24 protein-coding genes and 1 pseudogene are annotated in these 20,574 nt (G+C 61.6%); 14 read left to right on the top strand and 11 right to left on the bottom strand.

All coding sequences use genetic code 11. The annotated features are described in order from the left end of the window. Window positions 1-2 precede the first annotated feature (2 nt). Both AC13CE_RS02190 and AC13CE_RS02185 read right to left on the bottom strand, forming a co-directional pair. The gene (locus AC13CE_RS02190) at window positions 3-683 is read right to left on the bottom strand and encodes a Crp/Fnr family transcriptional regulator (protein ID WP_482971331.1); all 681 of its coding nucleotides are present in this window, start codon (window positions 681-683) and stop codon (window positions 3-5) included. Continuing rightward, window positions 680-1,198, bottom strand: a complete 519-nt coding sequence (locus AC13CE_RS02185) for a hypothetical protein (protein ID WP_482971330.1) — start codon at window positions 1,196-1,198, stop codon at window positions 680-682. Before AC13CE_RS02185 ends, AC13CE_RS02190 begins: the two co-directional genes overlap by 4 nt. A gap of 203 nt (window positions 1,199-1,401) precedes the next feature. On the opposite strand from AC13CE_RS02185, the gene rplU reads away from it, so the two are divergent. The 3 genes from rplU to AC13CE_RS02170 all read left to right on the top strand — a co-directional run bounded on the left by rplU (window position 1,402) and on the right by AC13CE_RS02170 (window position 2,952). After that, on the top strand, window positions 1,402-1,926 hold the full coding sequence (gene rplU, locus AC13CE_RS02180) for a 50S ribosomal protein L21 (protein ID WP_473820879.1): 525 nt from the start codon (window positions 1,402-1,404) through the stop codon (window positions 1,924-1,926). 12 nt (window positions 1,927-1,938) lie between these two features. Continuing rightward, on the top strand, window positions 1,939-2,208 hold the full coding sequence (gene rpmA / locus AC13CE_RS02175) for a 50S ribosomal protein L27 (RefSeq protein ID WP_221539800.1): 270 nt from the start codon (window positions 1,939-1,941) through the stop codon (window positions 2,206-2,208). Between the two features lie 204 nt (window positions 2,209-2,412). Further along, window positions 2,413-2,952 carry a GNAT family N-acetyltransferase gene (locus AC13CE_RS02170; protein ID WP_473820878.1) on the top strand — a complete coding sequence of 180 codons (540 nt, stop codon included), beginning with the start codon at window positions 2,413-2,415 and terminating at the stop codon, window positions 2,950-2,952. A gap of 56 nt (window positions 2,953-3,008) precedes the next feature. Here the strand turns inward: AC13CE_RS02170 and AC13CE_RS02165 are convergent, their stop codons facing one another. Further along, entirely contained in the window at window positions 3,009-3,887 is an 879-nt protein-coding gene (locus AC13CE_RS02165; RefSeq protein WP_482971329.1) for a metal-dependent hydrolase, read from the bottom strand. Window positions 3,888-4,002: 115 nt separating this feature from the next. Between AC13CE_RS02165 and AC13CE_RS02160 the strand changes: the two genes are divergently transcribed. Beyond that, window positions 4,003-4,596 (top strand): TetR/AcrR family transcriptional regulator, encoded by a 594-nt coding sequence (locus AC13CE_RS02160; RefSeq protein ID WP_221539794.1) that lies wholly within the window; start codon window positions 4,003-4,005, stop codon window positions 4,594-4,596. Here the strand turns inward: AC13CE_RS02160 and ygfZ are convergent. After that, the gene (gene ygfZ / locus AC13CE_RS02155) at window positions 4,586-5,326 is read right to left on the bottom strand and encodes a CAF17-like 4Fe-4S cluster assembly/insertion protein YgfZ (protein ID WP_473820875.1); all 741 of its coding nucleotides are present in this window, start codon (window positions 5,324-5,326) and stop codon (window positions 4,586-4,588) included. The genes AC13CE_RS02160 and ygfZ overlap by 11 nt on opposite strands. A 39-nt stretch (window positions 5,327-5,365) precedes the next feature. Between ygfZ and pyrC the strand changes: the two genes are divergently transcribed. Then, complete coding sequence (pyrC, locus tag AC13CE_RS02150) at window positions 5,366-6,412, top strand: dihydroorotase (protein ID WP_482971328.1); 1,047 nt, start codon at window positions 5,366-5,368, stop codon at window positions 6,410-6,412. Here the strand turns inward: pyrC and rarD are convergent. Beyond that, window positions 6,390-7,292 carry an EamA family transporter RarD gene (rarD, locus tag AC13CE_RS02145; protein WP_482971327.1) on the bottom strand — a complete coding sequence of 301 codons (903 nt, stop codon included), beginning with the start codon at window positions 7,290-7,292 and terminating at the stop codon, window positions 6,390-6,392. The genes pyrC and rarD overlap by 23 nt on opposite strands. 241 nt (window positions 7,293-7,533) lie before the next feature. Here rarD and AC13CE_RS02140 point away from each other — a divergent pair, with 241 nt between their 5' ends. Beyond that, the gene (locus AC13CE_RS02140; protein ID WP_473822665.1) at window positions 7,534-7,941 is read left to right on the top strand and encodes a glycine zipper 2TM domain-containing protein; all 408 of its coding nucleotides are present in this window, start codon (window positions 7,534-7,536) and stop codon (window positions 7,939-7,941) included. A gap of 101 nt (window positions 7,942-8,042) precedes the next feature. On the opposite strand, the gene astD is transcribed toward AC13CE_RS02140, so the two are convergent. Further along, the gene (gene astD, locus AC13CE_RS02135; RefSeq protein ID WP_482971364.1) at window positions 8,043-9,479 is read right to left on the bottom strand and encodes a succinylglutamate-semialdehyde dehydrogenase; all 1,437 of its coding nucleotides are present in this window, start codon (window positions 9,477-9,479) and stop codon (window positions 8,043-8,045) included. A gap of 89 nt (window positions 9,480-9,568) precedes the next feature. Beyond that, window positions 9,569-10,969 carry a protein adenylyltransferase SelO family protein gene (locus tag AC13CE_RS02130; RefSeq protein WP_482971363.1) on the bottom strand — a complete coding sequence of 467 codons (1,401 nt, stop codon included), beginning with the start codon at window positions 10,967-10,969 and terminating at the stop codon, window positions 9,569-9,571. An 80-nt stretch (window positions 10,970-11,049) separates the two neighbouring features. Here AC13CE_RS02130 and AC13CE_RS02125 point away from each other — a divergent pair, with 80 nt between their 5' ends. The 4 genes from AC13CE_RS02125 (at window position 11,050) to AC13CE_RS02110 (ending at window position 15,289) form a co-directional block, all read left to right on the top strand. Then, window positions 11,050-11,919 carry an alpha/beta fold hydrolase gene (locus AC13CE_RS02125; protein WP_482971326.1) on the top strand — a complete coding sequence of 290 codons (870 nt, stop codon included), beginning with the start codon at window positions 11,050-11,052 and terminating at the stop codon, window positions 11,917-11,919. Then, on the top strand, window positions 11,916-13,019 hold the full coding sequence (locus AC13CE_RS02120) for a glycosyltransferase family 4 protein (RefSeq protein ID WP_482971325.1): 1,104 nt from the start codon (window positions 11,916-11,918) through the stop codon (window positions 13,017-13,019). The genes AC13CE_RS02125 and AC13CE_RS02120 overlap by 4 nt, the downstream gene beginning before the upstream one ends. Before the next feature lie 132 nt (window positions 13,020-13,151). After that, window positions 13,152-13,919 (top strand): tetratricopeptide repeat protein, encoded by a 768-nt coding sequence (locus AC13CE_RS02115; RefSeq protein ID WP_482971324.1) that lies wholly within the window; start codon window positions 13,152-13,154, stop codon window positions 13,917-13,919. Between the two features lie 17 nt (window positions 13,920-13,936). After that, on the top strand, window positions 13,937-15,289 hold the full coding sequence (locus AC13CE_RS02110; RefSeq protein WP_221539776.1) for an outer membrane protein assembly factor BamB family protein: 1,353 nt from the start codon (window positions 13,937-13,939) through the stop codon (window positions 15,287-15,289). 21 nt (window positions 15,290-15,310) lie between these two features. Here AC13CE_RS02110 and AC13CE_RS02105 read toward each other — a convergent pair whose 3' ends face one another. From AC13CE_RS02105 to AC13CE_RS02095, 3 genes are read right to left on the bottom strand one after another with little or no spacing between them, the layout of a single operon-like run. Beyond that, a complete protein-coding gene (locus tag AC13CE_RS02105) occupies window positions 15,311-15,613 on the bottom strand; it encodes a putative quinol monooxygenase (RefSeq protein ID WP_221539774.1) in 303 nt (100 codons plus the stop codon). 16 nt (window positions 15,614-15,629) lie between these two features. Then, entirely contained in the window at window positions 15,630-17,000 is a 1,371-nt protein-coding gene (locus tag AC13CE_RS02100; RefSeq protein ID WP_473822616.1) for a glutamate--cysteine ligase, read from the bottom strand. A 41-nt stretch (window positions 17,001-17,041) separates the two neighbouring features. Continuing rightward, window positions 17,042-17,797 carry a 16S rRNA (uracil(1498)-N(3))-methyltransferase gene (locus AC13CE_RS02095; RefSeq protein ID WP_482971323.1) on the bottom strand — a complete coding sequence of 252 codons (756 nt, stop codon included), beginning with the start codon at window positions 17,795-17,797 and terminating at the stop codon, window positions 17,042-17,044. Between the two features lie 39 nt (window positions 17,798-17,836). On the opposite strand from AC13CE_RS02095, the gene ubiA reads away from it, so the two are divergent. Both ubiA and AC13CE_RS02085 read left to right on the top strand, forming a co-directional pair. Beyond that, the gene (gene ubiA / locus AC13CE_RS02090; protein WP_482971322.1) at window positions 17,837-18,751 is read left to right on the top strand and encodes a 4-hydroxybenzoate octaprenyltransferase; all 915 of its coding nucleotides are present in this window, start codon (window positions 17,837-17,839) and stop codon (window positions 18,749-18,751) included. Window positions 18,752-18,799: 48 nt separating this feature from the next. Next, window positions 18,800-19,252 (top strand): tRNA (cytidine(34)-2'-O)-methyltransferase, encoded by a 453-nt coding sequence (locus AC13CE_RS02085; protein ID WP_482971321.1) that lies wholly within the window; start codon window positions 18,800-18,802, stop codon window positions 19,250-19,252. 56 nt (window positions 19,253-19,308) lie between these two features. Here the strand turns inward: AC13CE_RS02085 and AC13CE_RS02080 are convergent, their stop codons facing one another. Continuing rightward, on the bottom strand, window positions 19,309-19,680 hold the full coding sequence (locus AC13CE_RS02080; protein ID WP_482971320.1) for a VOC family protein: 372 nt from the start codon (window positions 19,678-19,680) through the stop codon (window positions 19,309-19,311). 119 nt (window positions 19,681-19,799) lie between these two features. Here AC13CE_RS02080 and AC13CE_RS02075 point away from each other — a divergent pair. Both AC13CE_RS02075 and AC13CE_RS02070 read left to right on the top strand, forming a co-directional pair. Then, window positions 19,800-20,048 (top strand): annotated as a pseudogene (locus AC13CE_RS02075) (MerR family transcriptional regulator); the annotation flags it as partial. A gap of 268 nt (window positions 20,049-20,316) precedes the next feature. Next, window positions 20,317-20,574: tyrosine-type recombinase/integrase (locus tag AC13CE_RS02070; protein WP_482971202.1), on the top strand; the 258-nt coding region annotated here is incomplete at its 3' end.

Genomic DNA, 20,574 nt, shown 5'->3' with positions numbered 1-20,574 from the left:
CCTCAAGACAGGGGGAGGAGCGCGGGGTCGACCAGTTCGATCCCGCGCTTTCCGTTGCGCCTGATCGCGCCTTCCCTTTCGAACCGGGTCAGCATGCGGCTGACCGTCTCGATAGTCAGGCCCAGCATGTCTGCAAGTTCGCCACGTGTGATGGGCAAGTCGAAACGGCTGGCCAGATGGCAGGGCGAATCGCTCGCTGCGCGGGACATCGAAAGCAGGGCGCCGGAGACGCGCTGCTCTGCCGAGGCATTGCCGGTCAGCGCCAGCAACTCGCGACTGGCGAAAAGATCTTCCTGCGTCCGCCGCAAAAGCGCCTGGCTCAGTTTCGGGTAGCGCTCGATCGCATCGGCGAAGGCGGGACCGGAGAATACACAAAGCTCGCTATCGCCCAAGGCAACAACGTCATGCCGCATATAGGGTGCGAACATCTCACCCACGAAGCCGGAAGGGTGGACCAGGGAAAGGATACGCTCTCGCCCGTCGGCATCGGTCGACGTAATCTTGAGTGCGCCGCTGAGCAGGGTGGCACAGGACGCTGCGCTCATTCCTGCGGCAAACAGGGTTTCGCCTTTCGCGCGCTTGCGCGTCCGTCCGGCCTTGGCCAGTTCTTCTCGCTCGGCCTCCTCCAATACGGAACAGGCCGCCCGATCGCGAACCGGACAGGTCGAACACGCGAGACTCATCGGATTTGGGCGCGCAGGAATTCCAGAACTGCGTCCTCTTCACTGACCAGCGCAATAACCCGGTCGCGGGCGAGATCGACGGCGGCGGTATCTTCGGCGGCTACGCGCGCCGCTGCGTAGAGCGCGTCGAGGTCGCCCAGCGGAACGGCTGCACGGCTACGAGCCGAATCGAGTTCGGCGAGGGCGACTTGGGCACTGGCCCAACTATCGCTGCCCACGGCATTGCCCGCTGCTGTGGAAACAAGGCGTTCGGCGCGGGGTCGAACTTCCAGGAATTCGGCATGCGCTTCCTCGGCAGCCGCCACCAGGCTGGACAGACGTGCGTCCAGTCCGCCGGTCAGGTCTACTTCGACAGGTGGAATGTCGAGGCGAGCGGGTTCGCCCGTGTCGAACTGTCCTTCCGCCCGCTCGGCGTCGCGTATGGCGAGCGAAGGATAATTCCCGTCGGTCGAGGCACAGGCACCCAGCAGGATTGCCAGCGAGGTGAGAAGGGTAGCTCTTGCATGACGCGGCATGCCCGCCACATAGCACGGGCGCGGCTTCGTGCCAGCGGGAATGCAAAAAAGCGCATTGTCCGGCGTTGACTTGGGCACGGCATTCGCCTAACGGCACGCTTCTTTCCGGGCCCGCCAATCGGTGGGTCGACGGGTGCGCCGCGGATTCGCAAGAGTTCGTTTTGTGGATTGCGGCACAGCAATTTGAACGAGAGATACGTACCATGTTCGCAGTAGTGCGCACGGGCGGCAAGCAATACCGGGTTGCCGCCGGAGACAAGATCGCGGTTGAGAAGCTGGCTGGCGAAGCCGGTGACACCATCACGCTGGGCGATGTCCTGCTTGCAGGCGAAGGCGACAAGCTTTCGGACGCCGGCAAGGTTACCGTGTCGGCCGAAATCATTGCGCAGGCGAAGAGCGAAAAGGTCCTCGTCTTCAAGAAGCGTCGCCGTCACAACTATCGCCGCAAGAACGGCCATCGCCAGCAGATGACCCTGTTGCGCATCACCGCGGTGGGCGATTCGAAGGCCGAGAAGAAGGCTGCTCCCAAGAAGGAATCCGCCAAGAAGGACGACGCGCCGAAGGCTGAAACCAAGAAGGCCGCTCCGAAGAAGGATACTTCCGAAGAGAAGGCCGCGCCCAAGGCGAAGAAGGCTGCACCGAAGAAGGCCGCAGCTACCGACAAGGCACCTGCTAAGAAGGCTCCGGCCAAGAAGGCAGCGCCTAAGAAGACCGAATCCAAGAAGTAAGGAAACCGGACCATGGCACATAAAAAAGCAGGCGGTTCGTCGCGTAACGGTCGTGATTCGGCCGGTCGTCGTCTTGGTGTGAAGAAGTTCGGCAGCCAGTCCGTGGTCGCCGGCAACATTATCGTGCGCCAGCGTGGCACGAAGTTCTATCCGGCCGTCAACGTCGGCATGGGCAAGGACCACACGCTGTTCGCGCTTACCGACGGCGTCGTCCGATTCCACTCGGGCAAGCTCGGCCGCAAATACGTATCGGTCGATATGATGGCGGAAGCTGCGGAATAACAGGACGCTCCGATAACGGGATCGTCCAGACGGGACGGTCCCAGCCGGGCTAACGATCCGGCAGACGAAGAGGGAGATGGGGCCGACCCGTCTCCCTCTTGTCGTTTCTCCCTCTCCATTCGGCGAAACTTTGTATCGCCGCCACGCAATTGTCACGCGTCCGGCCTAGGAGCCCGGAGCGTGGTTCTCACGGGGAGAATACCGATGTTCCATGTTACGAACAGGTTGCTGCTGCGGCCTGCCTGGCCCGAAGATGCCGAAGCGCTGTTTGGCGTAATCGCCGATCAGGGAGTCGTCCGCAATCTCGCCTCGGCGCCCTGGCCCTATCTCCCCGAGCATGCCCGAAGCTTCGTCCAGCGCGATCACGATCCGCGCCATCCGGTGTTTCTGATTACCCGTCCGACAGCCGATGGTTCTGACCTGATCGGTTGCATCGGAATCGATCCCGGAGTGGACGGCACAGAGCTCGGTTACTGGATCGCCCAGCCATTCTGGGGGCAGGGATATGCCACCGAAGCGGCGCGCGGGGTTATGGAGATCGCGCGTCTGCTCGGTCACAACAGCCTGAGCGCGGGCCATTTCACGGACAATCCGGCATCTGGCCGGGTGCTTCGTAAACTAGGCTTCCGGCCCACAGGCAAGGTTGCGCTGCGGCATAGCTGCGGACGCGGCGAAGAGGCCGAATGCATGCTCTATCGCATCGATTTAGGCGACGAGATCGCCGCTCCGCTCCAGGCGGCATAGAAAAGGGCCCCGCAAATAATCGCGGGGCCCTTGTTTCTGTGGCGAGGCGCGCGAAATTATTCCGCCGGGATGAGAGCGGCTTCGAATTCGCCTTCGTACTTGCCGATCAATTCACGGTCGTCGTGATCCCATGGGTGGAAGCCGGGCTTGAAGTAGGCGAGCCAAGCGGGGAAGATCCGGCGCACCACGCCCGGGCTGACCAAAAGGTATTTGAGCAGACCCCATTTGGCCTTTCCGCCTTTGATCCCGTCCTGAGCGAGCAGTTCGAGTGTATCGATCCAGCGATTGCGGAAAAAGTTGAAGGTGACGATCAACATCATCAGGCTGCGCAGCTTCCAGCGCCGCCACTTCGACCAGTCCTTCGTGGCATGGTTCCAGGTGTCGAAAGCGACGCCCTTGTGTTCGATCTCTTCGATCGCATGCCATTCCCACATCGCGCGTACTTCCGGATCGGCATCCTCGAAATGCTGCGGATTGGCTAGGAACTCGCTCGCCATCATGGCGGTGTAATGTTCGAGCGCCATGGTTGCGGCGAGGTTCACGATGACCGGGCGATCCTTGGTCAGGGCGAGCATTTGTTCCACCCGCCTGTCGATCGCCTTGATGTCATAGTCATGATCCTCGGCGAGACGGTTGAAGGCGATATGTTCGCGGGTGTGGTTGATTTCCTGCTTTACGAAAGCGCGGATCTCTGCCGCAAGCTGCGGATCGGCGCCGTCGCGATGCGCCTTTACGGCTTCGATGAAGAAGGCTTCGCCACGCGGGAAGGTGGCAGACAGGGCATTGTGCCAGGCTGTGCCGAATGGCTCGCCCGCCCACCAGCGACGCGGGGTAGTGGCGCGATTGAAGCGCTCGTCACGAACAGTGATCGTGAGGTCTGCCGGAGTGGGCGTAGATTTGGTTTGTGAGTGATCGAAATGCGCGGGGGCGTTCATCGGGACGGCTCCGGGTTAACTTACATTGATGTCAGTAGTGATTACTTACATTCATGTCAATAACGTGAGCTTAACGCCTTGCGTTAAACGGTCGATACGATAACGCTATGTGGCCATGGCAACCCGCAAACGTCTATCTCCAGAAGAATCCCGTCTCGCCGCACTCGAAGCGGCGCGCAGCCTGCTGATCGAGACCGGGCCGCAATCGGTCACGCTCAAGGCCGTGGCGGGCCGGATCGGACGTACCCATGCCAATCTGTTGCACCATTTCGGTTCGGCTGCCGGATTGCAGAAAGAACTCGCGGGTCATCTGGCTCAGGCTGTCTGCTCCACCATTGCCGATGCCGTGCGTGCCAGCCGGGCCGGCCTTGGCCACCCGCGCGAAGTCGTGGATCTCGCATTCGATGCTTTCGACAAGGAAGGTGCAGGCGCGCTCGCCAGCTGGATGATCCTGACCGGCAATGAGGACGCGCTAACGCCCATAGTCGAAACGATCCATGCACTGGTTGATGAGATAGCGCCTGAGGAAGCCGCGCATTCGGGCAACGCGACCCAGGTCCATGAGGAAACGCTGGCGCTCGTGCTGATGGCAATGGGCGATGCGCTGATCGGATCAGCGCTCGCTCGCTCGCTGGGCCTCCCTGAAACCGCTGCGCGAGACCGGGCGGAGCGGATGCTGGTCCGCTCGCTCGAAACGACTATTCTTTAGGTACCAGGCCCGAACGCATCCAGTCGGGAGCGATCAGCGGATCGATGTCGCTCACACGCAAGTGATCGACGGCGAAGCCTAGATCGGGATAGCCGATTTTGCGGCGTTTCTCTTCCGACATGTCGAACGGCACCACCACCAGTCGCCGGTTGACCTTGCTGCGCCAATTCATCCGCGCAGTGTTTTCCTGCCCGATATAGCAACCCTTATCGAAAGTGACGCCGTGTAGCTCGACGGCATTGGTCTCGAGCCACAATATGTCACCCAGTTCGGCACGACCTTCGGGTACGCCGAGCGATAGGCGGTGGGCGATATACGCATCATCTATCGCCTCGTCGCCATCAGACACGGGGGCAAGCCAGCGCTGGCCCATTGCAGCGAGCCGCGGATCGGGCGCGCCGCCGTCGCCACCATGCTTCTCCCAGTGCACACCGACATTTTCGTCCACCGCAATGTCGATTTTCCGGCGCAGTCGATAAAGCGAGAGGCGTTTGACCAGTTCCTCGGCAAACTCCGCTTCGCAGTCGAGCAGGAGCTGGCCGTTGCCTGCGGGCCAGACAATCATGTCGAACAGCGCCTTGCCCTGCGGAGTCAGCAAGCCAGCATAGACCGGCAGTTTCTGCTTCACATCGTTGGTCAGCAGTCCCTGGAGAAAATCGGCGACGCTTTCGCTATCGTCCTGCGAGGAGAGGCGGATGACCGCGCGGTTGGTCAGGCGGGTAGCTGTCATGGGTGACAGATAGGCTGCCTGCCGCCATAGGCAACCGCCATGAGTACCGCCACCGAATCGCTGACGATCCGCCGCCCCGATGACTGGCATCTCCATTTCCGAGACGGTGACACGATGCGCGCAGTCGTGCCGCATACCGCGCGCCAGTTCGCACGCGCCATCGTAATGCCGAACCTCGCCCCGCCGGTGACTACAAGCGCGCTTGCATCCGCCTATCGCGCTCGGATTCTCGAGGCCGTGCCCGAAGAGCTGGATTTCACTCCGCTGATGACCGCCTATCTCACGGACGAAACCGATGCCGATGATCTGGCCGCGGGCTTCGCCGATGGCGTGCTTACAGCAGCGAAGCTCTATCCTGCGGGGGCGACGACCAATTCCGCCCATGGCGTGACGGACGTTGCAAATATATCTGGCGTTCTCGAGCGCATGGCGCAGATCGGAATGCCGTTATGCGTTCACGGCGAGGTTACCCACGCCGAGATCGATATCTTCGATCGCGAGGCGGTATTCATCGACCAAGTCCTCGCCCCGCTTGTCGAGCGTTTGCCCGAGCTGAAGGTTATCTTCGAGCATATCACCACGAAACAGGCAGTGCAGTTCGTCGATGCTTCCGGGCCAAGGGTCGGGGCGACGATCACGCCCCAGCATCTGCACATCAACCGCAACGCGATCCTCGTCGGCGGTATCCGCCCGCACATGTTCTGCCTGCCGGTTGCCAAGCGCGAGGAACACCGCCTGGCGCTGCGCAAGGCGGCGACGAGCGGTTCGGCGAAATACTTCCTCGGGACGGACAGTGCGCCGCACCATCGTTACGCCAAGGAAAGTGACTGCGGTTGCGCGGGCATTTTCAACGCACCCTTCGCTCTCGAAAGCTACGTCACGGTCTTCGACGAGGAAGATGCGCTCGAGCAATTCGAGGGATTTGCCAGCCTCAATGGTCCCGCATTCTACGGCTTGCCGGTGAATGAGGCGCGCATCACGCTGGAAAAAAGGCCGGTCGAAGTTCCTTCCGAAGTGGAAGGCGGAGAAGCAGCCATCGTGCCCTTCCACGCGGGCGAAACACTCAAATGGCGGCTGGCTTCCTAGAGCGCGACCACAGATCCCACACGAAGATCGCCGCCGCTGCCCAGATACAGGCAAAGCATGCGGCCTGGACGGGTTTCAATTCCTCGCCGAAGACGGTCAGTCCGAGAACGAAGACGATGCTCGGAGCGAGGAACTGGATAAAACCGAGCGTCGAATAAGGAAGTCGTTTGGCGGCGATGGCGAACATAAGCAGCGGTATCGCCGTGAGTACACCGCCCAGCATGATCGCGAGGCTAAGCTCGGTCGACTGGGCGAATGACGAACCTCCAGGTGTGCCCGAGTAGAACCAGATCACGCCGGAGGCGGGGACCAGCAGCAATAGGGATTCGATGGTCAGGCCGGGTAGGGCGCCTACATCCACCTGCTTGCGTATGAGACCGTAGGTTCCGAAGCTTAGTGCCAGTGTAAGACTGATCCAGAGCGTGGTCAGAGCGCCGCCGAGGAGCAACGATACGCCGACCGCTGCCAGAGCAACGGCCGCCCATTGGAAACGCGAAAGCTTCTCTTTCAAAAGCAGGGTACCGAGCAGAACGTTTATCAGCGGATTGATGTAGTAACCGAGGCTAGCAGCATAGACGTAATTGCTCTGGATCGCCCATACATAGACGATCCAGTTCACCGCGATGAGGGTAGCTGAGACGAAGAGCCAACCCATCGTCCTGCGATTGGTCAATGCCGCGCGCAATTGCGGCAACTGCTTGCGCACGGTCACGATCACCAGGCACAGCGGCAGAGTCCAGACAATCCGCCAGCCGACGAATTCCATCGCAGGAACGCTGCGCACCAGAATCAGGTAGAGCGGCAAAAACCCCCAGATCAGATAGGCGCCAACGGCTGCCCAGAGACCCGTCTTCGGGTGTTCGGTTCCTGTCGTTTCCATGAACTCCGAGCGCCTAGGTGGGCCTGTAAAGGCCTGCAAGCCTCATTTCGTCCATCAGCTCTGCACGGCTGGTCGATTATCTCAAATCTGACGCTTCGGTTGCAATTGGTTCAGGAAACCATCGCTATTCATGAACGACATCAACAACCAGCGAGTCAAAAACGACCAAAGGACGAGCGCCATGCCAAAAATTACAAAAGCTCTATCACTAGCTTTCGCAGCAACCGGTCTAAGCTTGGCAATGCCGGCTTCCGCTGCAGTGCCTTCGAATGTCGCGCCTGCAAGCGCGGCACCGCAAGGATATACCGATATCGCCAGCGGGACGGTCTTCGAGCACGGGCGCAAGCGTCATAACCAGCGCCAATACTACGGTCGTGATCGTCAGCGCGGTTATTATCAAGGCTACTCGCGTGATTGGGGGCAGCCGGTGCGCCGCGACACCCGTATCTGGCGCGGCCGCGACAACCGTTACTATTGCCGCAAGGATGATGGCACGACCGGCCTGCTGGTCGGAGCCGGGGTGGGTGCATTGCTTGGCCACGAAGTAGCCGGCCGTGGCGGTGATCGGACGCTCGGTGCCATCCTTGGCGGAGCAGCCGGCGCACTCCTGGGTCGTTCGATCGATCGTTCCAGCACGCGCTGCGGATAATTACGATCTTCGAACTGCGCCCACCCGCAGTTCGAAGGCGGCCTTCGGGTCGTTGTGGGCGTCGTCGGTATCCTCATTATAAGAGGAACCGGCGGCGCCCTTTATTTATGCGCGTCCTTGGTCTTGCGAGTGGGCTTGCTGGCGTCTTTCAGGCCCACGCCGATACTGGCGCGCGGCTGATCCATCTCGGTACTTGCGACCGGATAAGCGCAATAATCCGCAGCATAATAGGCCGCAGGGCGGTGGTTGCCGGAAAGGCCGATCCCGCCAAAGGGCGCGGCAGAGGAAGCGCCGTTGGTCGGACGGTTCCAGTTGACTATCCCGGCACGGGTTTCGCTCCAGAAGCGTTCGAAGTTTTCGGGTTTGCCGCCGACCAGCGAGGCAGATAGGCCGTAACGCGTATTATTGGCTTCGGCGATCGCCTCGTCGAAATCCTTGACCTGGATTACCTGCAGCAACGGGCCGAACAATTCGACGTCCGGCCGTTCGTCGATTGCGGTCACTTCGACGATGCCGGGCGTGAGGAAAGGCAATTTTCCCTGTGGACGGGTCATGCCCAGGATCGCTTCTCCGCCGTGCGATAGCAGAGCCTCCTGGCTTTCCATCAGCATTTCGGCGGTTGCATTGTCGATCACGGTACCCATGAACGGTTGCGGCTCGGCAAACGGTTCGTCAACCAGAAGACGCCTGGCAAGCCTTTTTACAGCGGGAACAATCTCATCGTATACGCTGTCCAGCACGATAAGGCGACGCGCAGCAGTGCAGCGTTGACCGGCCGTTGTATAAGCCGACTGAATAATCGTAACGGCCGCATCCTCGATCTTCGGCGTATCGAGCATGACAATGGGATTGTTCCCTCCCATTTCCAGCGCAACGATCTTTGCCGGATTGGATGCGAGCTTCTTGTTGATCGCGATGCCCGCCGGGGCCGAACCGGTGAACAGAACGCCATCGACCGCATCATGCGCGACGAGCGCCTTGCCGGCGTCGGGGCCGCCGTGGAGACATTGCACCACGTCTTCCGGTACTTCTGCTTCATGAAACAGCTTGGTCAGGAATTCGCCCACTGCAGGCGTTTTCTCGCTCGGCTTGAAGACCACGACGTTGCCCGCGATGAGTGCAGGGACGATATGACCATTGGGAAGGTGCGCGGGAAAATTATAGGGCCCAAGCACCGCCATCACACCGTGCGGCTTGTGGCGCAGGGCGGCGCTGCCCTGCAGTGCACTGTCGAGCTTTTTCTGGCCCGTCCGTTCGGCATAGGCCGTGATTGAAATCTCGACCTTGTTCTTGACCGCTTCGACCTCGGTGCGAGCTTCCCACAAGGGCTTTCCGGTTTCGCGCGCGATCAGTTCCGCGAAGGGTTCGGCGTGCTTGAGAACCTGGTTGGCAAAACGGCGCACGAATTCAATCCGCCGCGCGACGGATTCAGTGGCCCATCCACGTTTGGCGGCGACCGCGCGTTCAAGGACTTCATCGACATTGCCGACCTTGCCGCGCCAGATCTGGTTGCCTGTGGCGGGTTCGGTGGAAATCATCTTGTCCGACACTGAATAGCCTGTCCTTGAAACGGTTGCCTTGGATGAAATGGCCTATGTGCTTTCTGCCATGGTGCGTCAAATTGAGTCTAGGCGCTGTGTGCTGCAGGGGCAGGAGCCACCCCATGAGCCTCGCCCATGCGGCGCAGACGCTCTACTTTGTCATATAGCGGTTGCCAGTCATCGCGCTCGTCGATCGCGGACCAGATCTCCTCGACCTCGTCGATCACCAAGCTTTCGGGGTTGCCTTCCGACCAGTATGGATGGCTACCGCCAACCGCTCGATAGGTGGAGAGCAGATCGCCGAGTTCGTCATCGCCATCCTTTCCGCCGCGATGGCGATAGAAGAAGGCGTCCGGTTGCTCTCCGCTCTCCGCCATAGATGCCTCGCAGGCCCCGACAAGCTTGCTGTCTCCTTCGAGTCCTTTGCTTTCGATACCGAGCCGCCAGCACCACCGCCGCGCAACGGCTTCCATGTAAAGAGACCCGAAGCGCTCCATCGCGGCAATCAGCGGCGGCGCATCGGCGATCAGCCGCAGTGCAATCGCGAATTGGCCGCAGTTCCAATGCAGTGCCTCCGGCTGGCGTCCGAAGGCGTATAGCCCCGCATGATCGAAATAGGCGGCGGTGAATCCCGGCTCCCATCTGGGCAGGAACCGCCAGGGGCCATAGTCGAAGCTTTCGCCCGTGATGTTCATATTGTCCGTGTTCAGGACGCCGTGGACGAAGCCTGCTACCATCCAGCTTGCCGCAAGGTCGGCGAGGCGTTGGACGACCAGATGCATCAGCTTCACGGCCGGTTCGTTACGTCCAGGTGCGTCCTCCGGCGGAGGAGGGCCGGGGAACTGGGTGAGGCAATAGTCGACCAGTTGCTCCATATGCGCCTTTTCTTCGAGTGCGAGCAGGCGCTGGAAGCTACCGATGCGGATATGGCCGTGACTGAGCCGTGTCATCACTGCGGAACGGGTGGGCGAAGGCTCGTCCCCGCGGACCAATTCCTCACCCGTTTCCACGATGCTGAAGGTCTTGGAAGTATTGACGCCCAGTGCTTCGAGCATTTCGGTGGCGAGGATCTCGCGCACACCGCCCTTTAGAGTAAGCCGACCGTCTCCTGCCCGGCTCCAGGGAGTCTGGCCCGATCCCTTGGTGCCGAGATCGAGCAAACGGCCTTCGCCGTCGCGTAGCTGCGCAAAAAGAAAGCCGCGGCCGTCACCGATTTCCGGATTGTACACGCGAAACTGGTGTCCGTGATAACGCAGCGCCAGCGGGTGGGGCAGATTGCCCTCAAGCGGTTCGAAACGCCCGAAATGGCTGAGCCATTCTTCGTCGGTCAAATCTGCAAGCCCTACAGCCTCTGCCCAGCGATCATTGCGGAAGCGCAGCCGCGTTTCGGGAAAATCGGCCGACTGGACCGGGTCTGCCAGCCAGTCAGCAACCCCCAGAATCGGCGTGTCGGGGCGATATTCGGAAGGCGCTGGGAGGTTGGGCATGCCATAGGGGATGGGGGTCATGCACCATCCATGCAAGTCGTCTCTCGAAATTTGCGCGCAGTGGCGCTACCGGAACAATCATGAATAGCGAATTCATCGAACGCAGCTGGCAAAGCCCCGACGGTTTGGAGCTGTATTTCCGCGATTATGCAGGCGACGATACGGGCAAGCTTCCGGTCGTCTGCCTGCACGGTCTCACCCGGAACAGCCGCGATTTCGATGCGCTGGCGCCGCATATTGCGTCGCTGGGGCACCGGGTCATCGTGCCCGACATGCGCGGGCGCGGGCAAAGCGCTTATGCCGAGGACAGCGCGAGTTACGCCGTGCCGACCTATATTGCGGACGTCATGGCGTTGTTCGAACAGGAGCGAATGAAGCGCTTCATTTCCATCGGAACATCAATGGGAGGTCTGATGACCATGCTGATCGCCCAGTTCGCGCCCGATCGGATTGCCGGAGCGGTTATCAACGATATCGGCCCGGTCGTGGACCCTCAGGGGATCGACAAGATCAAGACCTATCTCGGCAAGGGCGGCAGCTTTCCGACATGGATGCATGCCGCGCGTTCGCTCGAGGAGGTCCATGGCGATTCGCACCCCTCCTTCGACACGAACGACTGGATCAGGATGGCCAAGCGTTCGATGACGCTGTGCAACAACGGCCGGATCGCCTTCGATTACGACATGAAGATCGCCGATCCCTTCAACGAGGCCGATGAAAATGCGGTTCCGCCCGATCTCTGGCCCGGCTTCGAGGCATTGGCCGGAAAGCCGATAGTACTCGTTCGCGGCGCGCTTTCCACGATCCTGAGCGAAGAGACGCTGGCCGAAATGCAGCGCCGCGCCCCCGGCGCCGATATCGTCGTGGTCCCGAATGCCGGACATGCCCCGACGCTCGACGAGCCTGAAGTGCGCAGTGCCATCGATGCACTGCTCGGCAAAGTGGGATGAGTGGTGGGAAAGGCGAGCTGGCGCCGAACCTCCTCCATGTCCTTCCCCAAGGCGCTTCAGTCGAGCTGATATCTGCTTTCGGCAACAAGTTGCGACACACGCTGGTGACCCAGGACGGAGAATTGCCGACCGGGCTTCGCCGGAGCGCCTATCTCAAGCCTGCAAGCAACTTCCCCGCGCTGGAGGGCCTGCCTATTCCTGGCCGCATGCTCAAGCTGGCGCGCGCGATAACCCCGTTCGATCTGGTGCTGACCCACGGGCCGGAAGCGCTCGACGTTGCGATGGCTCATACGCTGTTCAAGGATGCGATGAACCTGCCGCCGCTGGTGCATCACGAATATGCGCCGGATCAGCGGCGCGCTTTTCGCCGCAAGTGGTATCGCCGGATCGCGCTGGGGAAATCCGCCGGTGTCGTTGTACCGGGCGAAAGGCTTGAAGAGGCCGCGCTGGTCGACTGGCAACAGCCTATGGGCCGGGTGAAACGCATCGCCCCGGGAATCGACACCAAGGCTTTCGCCAAGAAGCCGAAGAACGACGGATTCCGTCTTATCAAGCATCCCGGTGAGAACTGGGTCGGCACATGGCCCGATGATCCCGGCGCGTCCAGAATTGCGCGTCTGGTGAGGGCATTCGCCAACCTGGACGAGAAGTGGCAGCTGATTGTTCTGGGAGAACGACAGAATACAACTGGCGTTGAGGCGGAAATCGACCGGCTCGGCCTGAACGACCGGGTCTATTTCCCCGGCGCGGTGAAGGAGCCGGCGCGCGTGCTCGGCCTGTTCGACATCTTCGTCGATCCGGGCGTATCACCGATATTTCCGGAACGGCTCGTCCAGGCGATGTCGGCGTCCGTGCCGGTCATCGCGCCCCGGGAAGGCGGAACTGCAGATATCGTAAGCGAACCCAATCGCGAGTGGCTGACGGAAGGTGCCAGCGAAAGCATGTTTGCGGCAAATCTCCACGCGCTCGCCAAAGACGGGGGCTTGCGCAAGGCCATAGGCGAGGCGAACCGGGTCCAGGCCGTACGAGAATTCGACCGAGATAAGATGATCGCCACCTTCCGGCGTCTCTATTCCAGCGCAATGAGACGCGAATTTTGAAAGTGGCTTTCATCGCACATTCACGCGAACGGGGACAGGCGTTGGTGCACGGTCGCCAAGGCATTGCCCTTCGAAGGTGCCATGCCTAAAGACCCGCAGACCTGATATCCAAGGACCGGAGACCGCGCCGCAGTGGCACGAACACCCAAGACCGAACTCACCCGTGAAGAGAAAAAGGCGAAAGCCAGCGCAGCAGAGCAGGAAGCACTGCTGCGCGAAGTCGACGATGCCGTTCGCCAGGGCGATCTCGAAAGCTTCATGGACCGCTACGGCAAGCCGCTCATCGGGGTGGTAGTGATCGGACTTCTGTCCTTCGCCGGCTATCTCTACTGGGACAACCGCCAGGAAACGGCGCTCGAATCATCGAGCGAGGAACTCGTCACGACGCTCGACCAGCTGGAAGCCGGGAACGTCGATACCGCAACCGCGCGTCTCGAAGCGTTCGAGGGAGAGGGTACGCCCGCCATCAGCGCGAAGATGCTGAGGGCCGGAATTGCCGCCGAAAGCGGGGATGTCGCGCAGGCGGCCACCCTGTTCGGCGAGATTGCCGATGACGAAAACGCGCCGGACGTTATGCGGAACCTTGCGCTCATCCGCCGCACGGCTTTGCTTTTCGACCAGACGGAACCGGCCGAGGTCATCGCTGCGATGAAGCCGCTCGCTGTCCCGGGCGAACCGTTCTTCGCCAGCGCGGGCGAACTGGTCGCACACGCTTATCTCGCACAGAACCAGCGCGACGAAGCTGGTGCGCTGTTTGCCGAGATAGCGCGAGACGAAAATACTCCCGAACCGGCCCGGGCCCGCATGCTCAACATGGCGGGTATCCTTGGCGTCGACGCAGTCGACGATGTGCAGGATATCCTCGATGCGCAAGGCGCAGGCGGTGAAGGCACCGAATGACACGAAACGGAAACTCGATGAGCCAGAACTACGCTAAATCCCTCTTCAGAGGCGCGATCCTTGCAACCTCCGCGGTTGCGCTTGGAGCGTGCAGTGGCGGCCTGTTCGGCGGCGGCGACGGAAAGAAGGACACGCCTACCATCGGCGACCGCCAGCCGATCCTTTCGCGGATCGAAAGCGGCGCAAAAGTCGACCCTGCCTTGGCGGGAACGGCGGTCACGCTTCCGGCAGCCCGGTCCAACGATACCTGGGGCCAGGCTGGCGGGACCGCGAGCAAAAGCTACGGCCATCTGGCTCTCGGGGCGACTCCCGCGCAGGCCTTCACCGCCCAGGTCGAAGGCGCCAGCAACAAGCGCCGTCTGGGTGCGGCACCGGTTGTGGGAGGCGGCAAGCTTTTTGCCGTCGGCGCGGACGGGCAGGTTTCCGCTTTCGACGCACAGACCGGATCTCGCATCTGGGCCTATCAGGGTGATTTGACCGACGACACGCGCCCTTCGGCCTTCGGCGGCGGGGTGAGCTTCGATAGTGGCAGGGTTTATGGCACCGATGGTGCCGGTAACGTCTATGCGCTGGACGCCGACAACGGTGCCGAACTCTGGAAGGTCAAGCCCGGCGGACCGCTGCGCGGCTCGCCCACGGTTTCCTTCGGCAATGTCTTTGTCATGTCCCAGGACAACCAGCTTTTTGCGCTGAACGCTGCCGACGGACGCCAAGTGTGGCAGGAATCCGGTTCCACCACGATGGCGGGCGTATTCGGAGTTGCCGCACCTGCAGCCGGAAACGGGACAGTGGTCGCCGGCTATACTTCAGGTGAACTGGTTGCCTATCGGTACGAAAACGGCCGCAGCCTGTGGGCCGATGCGCTGGCACGCACCTCGATCTCAACGCAAGTCGGGGCGTTGAGCGATATCGATGCCGATCCGATTATCGACAGGGGTCAGGTCTTCGCGCTCGGCCAAGGCGGTCGGATGGCAGCTTACGAACTGGTCACTGGCCAGCGCCTGTGGGAACTTACGGTCGCGGGCATTTCGACCCCGGCCATTGCGGGTGACTGGATCTTCGCGCTGACCGACGATGCACGCATGTTGGCGATTGCGCGCGGCACCGGCAAGGTTCGCTGGCTTACCCAGCTTCCGCGCTTCCGTGACGAGGAAGACAAGGAAGATCCGATCTTCTGGCAGGGGCCGGTTCTCGCAGGCGATCGCCTGTGGGCGGTCAATTCGGAAGGCCAGATCTACACCGTAAGCACGGGCGAAGGTTCGGCCACCCTCTTCCGCGAACTGGAACAGCCGATCAGCCTCCCCCCGATCGTTGCCAACAATACGCTCTACGTGCTCGACGACAGCGGTCGGATCACGGCTTTCCGCTAGACGCGCCTGATGTGCCGAGGGTCAGCCGAGCGGCTGGCCCTCGTCGGTCTCGTAGATCCTGAGATCGCGCGAGGCGGGCGGGTTGGCCGCCATGACCTTCTGGAATTCCGCCATGTGCGCGGATTGCCCATGTGCATCCAGCGCTGCACGGTCGCGCCAGCGTTCGAACAGTACCAGCGTGTCCGGATCGGCAAGATCGCGCGCAAAGCTGTAATCGAGGCAACCGTCTTCGGCGCGGCTGGCGCGGACCATCTCGACAAGGGATTTCTGCATCGTGGCGTCGATCGTGCGCCCCAGCTTGATCGTTCCGTTGATCTGGATCATCCACGCTTTCCCTTGGTCAGAAGCTGTATTTGTAAACCCGGCTGATATCGCCGCCCCATTCCCCATGATAACGGTCGAGCAGTATCTGCGCGGGCACCTTGCCGCTCGCCACGATCTCGTCGAGCGTCTCGAGGAAACCGGTCTCGTTATCACCCGACGCGTTGACTCGGGCGCGTGCGGTCAGCCCCGAACGTGCGATCTTGAGAACGTCTTTCGCAAGATCCTGTAGCTTGCCCCCGCCGGGAATGGGCGCATCGAGAGCCAGTTTCGGAACCGCGTTGCGCAATTCCTCGCGCTCTTCCATCGTCCAGTGTTTGACGAGGTCCCACGCCGCATCGAGCGCGGTCTGCTCGTAGAGCAGGCCGACCCAGAAGGCGGGCAGGGCGCAAATCCGGCTCCACGGCCCGCCGTCCGCTCCGCGCATTTCGAGGAAGCTCTTCAGGCGCACTTCGGGAAAGGCGGTGGAGAGATGGTCCCACCAATCGCTTTCGGTCGGCTTCTCGCCCGGAAGGACCGAAAGTTCACCCTTGAGGAAATCGCGAAAACTGAGGCCCGCCGCATCGATATATTTCCCGTCGCGGAAGACGAAATACATCGGCACATCCAGCATGTAATCGACCCAGCGTTCGTAGCCGAAGCCGTCCTCGAAGACGAACGGCAGCATGCCCGTGCGGTGTGGATCGGTGTCGCTCCAGATATGGCTGCGGTAGGAAAGGTAGCCGTTCGGCTTGCCTTCGGTGAAGGGCGAATTGGCGAACAGCGCGGTGGCCAGCGGCTGCAGCGCGAGGCCGGTGCGGAATTTCTGCGCCATGTCGGTTTCGGAAGAATAGTCGAGATTGACCTGGATCGTGCAGGTCCGCAGCATCATGTCGAGGCCCAGCGTGCCGACCCGCGGCATATGCCGTTTCATGATTTCGTAGCGACCCTTGGGCATCATGGGCAGCTCTTCGCGGGTCTTGTCCGGCCACATGCCGAGACCGAGGAAACCGACATCGCAGGCTTCGCCGACCTGCTTCACCTGATCGAGGTGGCGGCCGGTTTCCGCGCAGGTTTCGTGGAGATTCTCCAGCGGCGCGCCGGAAAGTTCCAGCTGGCCCGCAGGCTCCAGACTGACGGTGCCATCTTCGCCGCGCATGGCGATGACCTTGCCGCCTTCTTCCACAGGTTCCCATCCAAACTGCCGCAAACTCAGCAGGATATCGCGTATACCGCCCTTTTCCTCGTAAGATGGAGCGCGGTGGTCCGACCTGTTGAAGACGAGCTTTTCATGCTCCGTTCCGATACGCCAGTCCGCCTTGGGTTTCTCTCCCTTTTGCATCGGGGCGACCAGTTGGTCGCGGCTCTCGATGATCGGGTCTTCCCTGGCGGATGTGTCGCGCGTGCTCATGAAAGTTGCGATAGGAAACCCAACCTCGCGAGGAAAGAGAATTATTCTGCATCGATCCAGTCACCAGCTTCCGCCATCCATACGGAGATGCCGGCAAGAGCGGCAGTTTCGCCGCGCAAAATCCGCGGGCCGAGGCTGATGGGCCGGGCATTGGGATGCGCGCGAATCGCCACGCGCTCTTCGTCGTCGAACCCGCCTTCCGGGCCGGTGAGCAGGGCGGCGGGACCTTCGGCGTAACAGAAGGCGTCTGCGGCAGATTCACCACCTTCCTCGTCGGCGAAGAAAAGTATCCGGTCTTCGGGCCAGTCACGTAGCAGTGCATCGAGCTTGCGCGGCTCGGCCACTACGGGCAGCGCGGTGCGCGCGCATTGCTCCGCCGCCTCGGTCACGATGGCGGAAGCGCGCTCGGAATTGAGCTTGTCGGCCACGCAGCGGCGGGTAACGATGGGATGGATCGCGGCGACGCCCAGCTCGGTCGCCTTTTCCAGCACCATGTCGAACCGGTCCTTTTTCAGAAGCGCGGCGCAGAGCCAGAAGTCCGGGACTTCCTCCCGCTCGCGCAGATGTTGCCGCGCCGTCAGGGTGATATGGCGTTTGGCAGCCTCGATAACTTCCGCGGCCCATTCGCCGGATTCGTTATCGCACAGGATCACCGTGTCGCCTGGCGAGATGCGCATGACCTTGCCGAGGTAATGCGCCTGATTGCCTTCGATGCGCACCTCCGCACCTTCGGACAAGAGGCTGTCGACGAACAGGCGCGGTGCGCTCTTGGGCGGCCAGGCGGGAGTTGCGGGCATGGCTTTGCAGGTGGCACGGGCGAGGGTAGGGAGCAACCCATGAGCGAACCAGCTTCGAATGATATCGTACCGGACAGCGAGCATCGCGGGCTCGTCGGGCGCCTGCCGCAGCGCCTGCGAGACCTTGCGCAGCTCGCACGATTCGACCGGCCGATCGGCTGGTGGCTGCTGTTCTGGCCCTGCGTCTGGGGCGTGTGGCTGACAGGTGCCGGCTGGCAATGGGCGCTGCTCGGCTGGCTGTTGCTGGGCAGTATCGCCATGCGCGGGGCGGGCTGTGTCTATAACGACATCGTCGATGCCGATCTTGACCGGAAGGTGGCCCGCACCGCCAGCCGCCCGGTGGCTAGCGGACGGGTGCCGAAAAAACTCGCCTGGGGCTGGTTGCTGGCGCTCTGCCTCGTCGGGCTGGTCGCGCTGCTGCAACTGCGTCCGCTGGCGCAGATCGTCGCATTGGCCAGTCTCGCCATGGTCGCCGCCTATCCTTTCATGAAGCGGATTACATGGTGGCCGCAGGCCTGGCTCGGTCTCGTGTTTACATGGGGGCTGCTGGTGGGCTGGACCCAGCTCCGCGCCGACAATCTCGATGCGCTGGCCGCCATGTATGCGGGTGCGGCGCTGTGGGTCATCGGCTACGACACGATCTATGCCATGCAGGACCGCGAGGACGATGCGCTGGTCGGTATCCGCTCCTCCGCGCTGCGACTCGGCGGTCAGGTCCAGGGTGGAGTTGCGGTGTTCTACACCGGGGCGGTGGCGCTGTGGGCGCTGGCTTTCTGGCTTTACCGCGCAGACTGGATTGCGCTGCTGGCGCTGATCCCGGCGGCCGGCCATCTGGCGTGGCAAGTCTCGACTCTCGATGGAGACGATCCCGCCAACCCGCTTGAACGCTTCCGTTCGAACCGCTGGGCAGGCGCGCTGGTCGCCGCCGCCTGCTTCGTCGTAGGCAATGCGTGATGTGCATCAGGACCAAGGGCAACGGCCGGGTGGGGCTGCTCTGAAGCCATGCGCATAGCCCTGTTCGAACCCGAGATTGCCGGAAACGTCGGTGCCGTGATGCGGCTTGGTGCCTGCATGGGTGCGGGCGTAGATCTGATCGAGCCACTTGGGTTTCCGTGGGACGACAGGCGTGTGCGGCGCGCCGCGATGGATTACATCGACCATGTCGAGGTGGTGCGGCACAGCGGTTTCGAGGCTTTCCGTCAGGCGCGTGCCGGGTGCCGCCTGGTGCTGTTCACCACTAAAGCGACCCAGTCGTCTTACGATTTCGAATATCGCCCCGACGATGTGCTGCTGTTCGGCAAGGAGAGCGCGGGTGTGACGGACGCGGTGCGCGCGTCCGTCGATGCCAGCGTGCGGCTGCCTATGCGACCCGAGGTGCGTTCGCTCAACCTGGCGACAAGCGCTGCGATCGCTCTGGCAGAGGCACTGCGGCAGTCGGGGACTCTTCCGGGCTGACGTCACGCTCTTTCATGTGTTCTCGTGAGCCGAACAGAGGGCGGCGAGGCATGATCTCATTCATAGCTGACCACCTCGAATTCGATCCCGTCCCAGTCGAAAAAATAGAACCGCCTACCCGGGTCGTAATCATCATGTCCGAAGGGCTCCATGCCATGGCGTTTGACCACTTCTTCCGCCGCATCGAGATCTTCGACGGTAAAGGCTATATGGTTGAGCGGCTGGCCCTTGCGATATTCGCCCTTAACGTGCTCGCCAGTATAGAGCGCGACATAGTCATGCTCCGCGCCGACATGGACCGAGTGTCCGCCGAGTTGGGATGGCCCGCGCCAGCGTTCGTGCCAGCCGAGTAGATCGATCAACAACGCGGCACTCCGTTCCGGATCGGTGACCGAGATATTGGCGTGTTCGAGGCGTCCTTGCGCCATGGTGCATCTCCTTCTGTCGCGCCGATCTCACAGAGACGCGGCGCTGGTTGCGATGCACGGGTATATGCAACCTCAAGCTAAGTTGAGGTCAAGCCTCATTTGCACTATCTCTGTAATCGATGAAAGCGAACGACCTCCTGCCGATCGGCGATCTTGCCCGCCGTACCGGTCTGTCCGTCTCGGCCATCCGTTTCTACGAGGAAAAGGGACTGGTCGAACCCCTGCGCACGTCCGGCAACCAGCGCCGTTTCCTGCGCAGCGACATTAGGCGGCTCAGTTTCATACTGATCGCGCAGAAGCTCGGACTGTCACTGGGAGAAATCGAGGATGCGCTGGCGGACCTGCCGCAAGGACGCACACCGTACGCAGCGGTAGCTGCATGGAATGGCAAAAAGGCACGAAGAAACAGAAGCATCGCAAGTCCGAAAGACTGAGCAATCAGGTGGTAGCCAAGGCACAGCAGTATCCCGCCGCAGGCAGTCCCATCGTCTCAAACTGACCGGCTATGTTGCGCGGCGAAAGTCTCTTCCGGTCGGCATCACATGGGATACAGAGCTTCCCGGCTTCGGACTTCGCAAGCGCAAGTCGGGACATCTCACGTGGATCGTAAAGCACAGGCCGCGAGGCGTGCAGCGAATGGTGACGCTGGGAAGCGCGGGAGTGGCGGCAGGTGCGTTAGGCGCTCCCGCCGCGCGCGCTGCCGCGCGCAGATTGCTCATCAAGGCGACACTTGCCGATCTGCCTACTGCTCCAGAGAAGCTTAAGGCTCCACTCTTTGCAGAATTCGCGGAGGAGTTCTGGCTCGACTATTCACCGCATTGGAAGCCTTCCACGCGCGATGCATCTCGGGCTTACATCGACAAACGGCTGATACCACGGTTTGGGGCACTCTCG

The organism is Qipengyuania sp. B-5, assembly GCF_056857815.1.
This window is presented reverse-complemented; position numbering and strand designations above follow the sequence as displayed.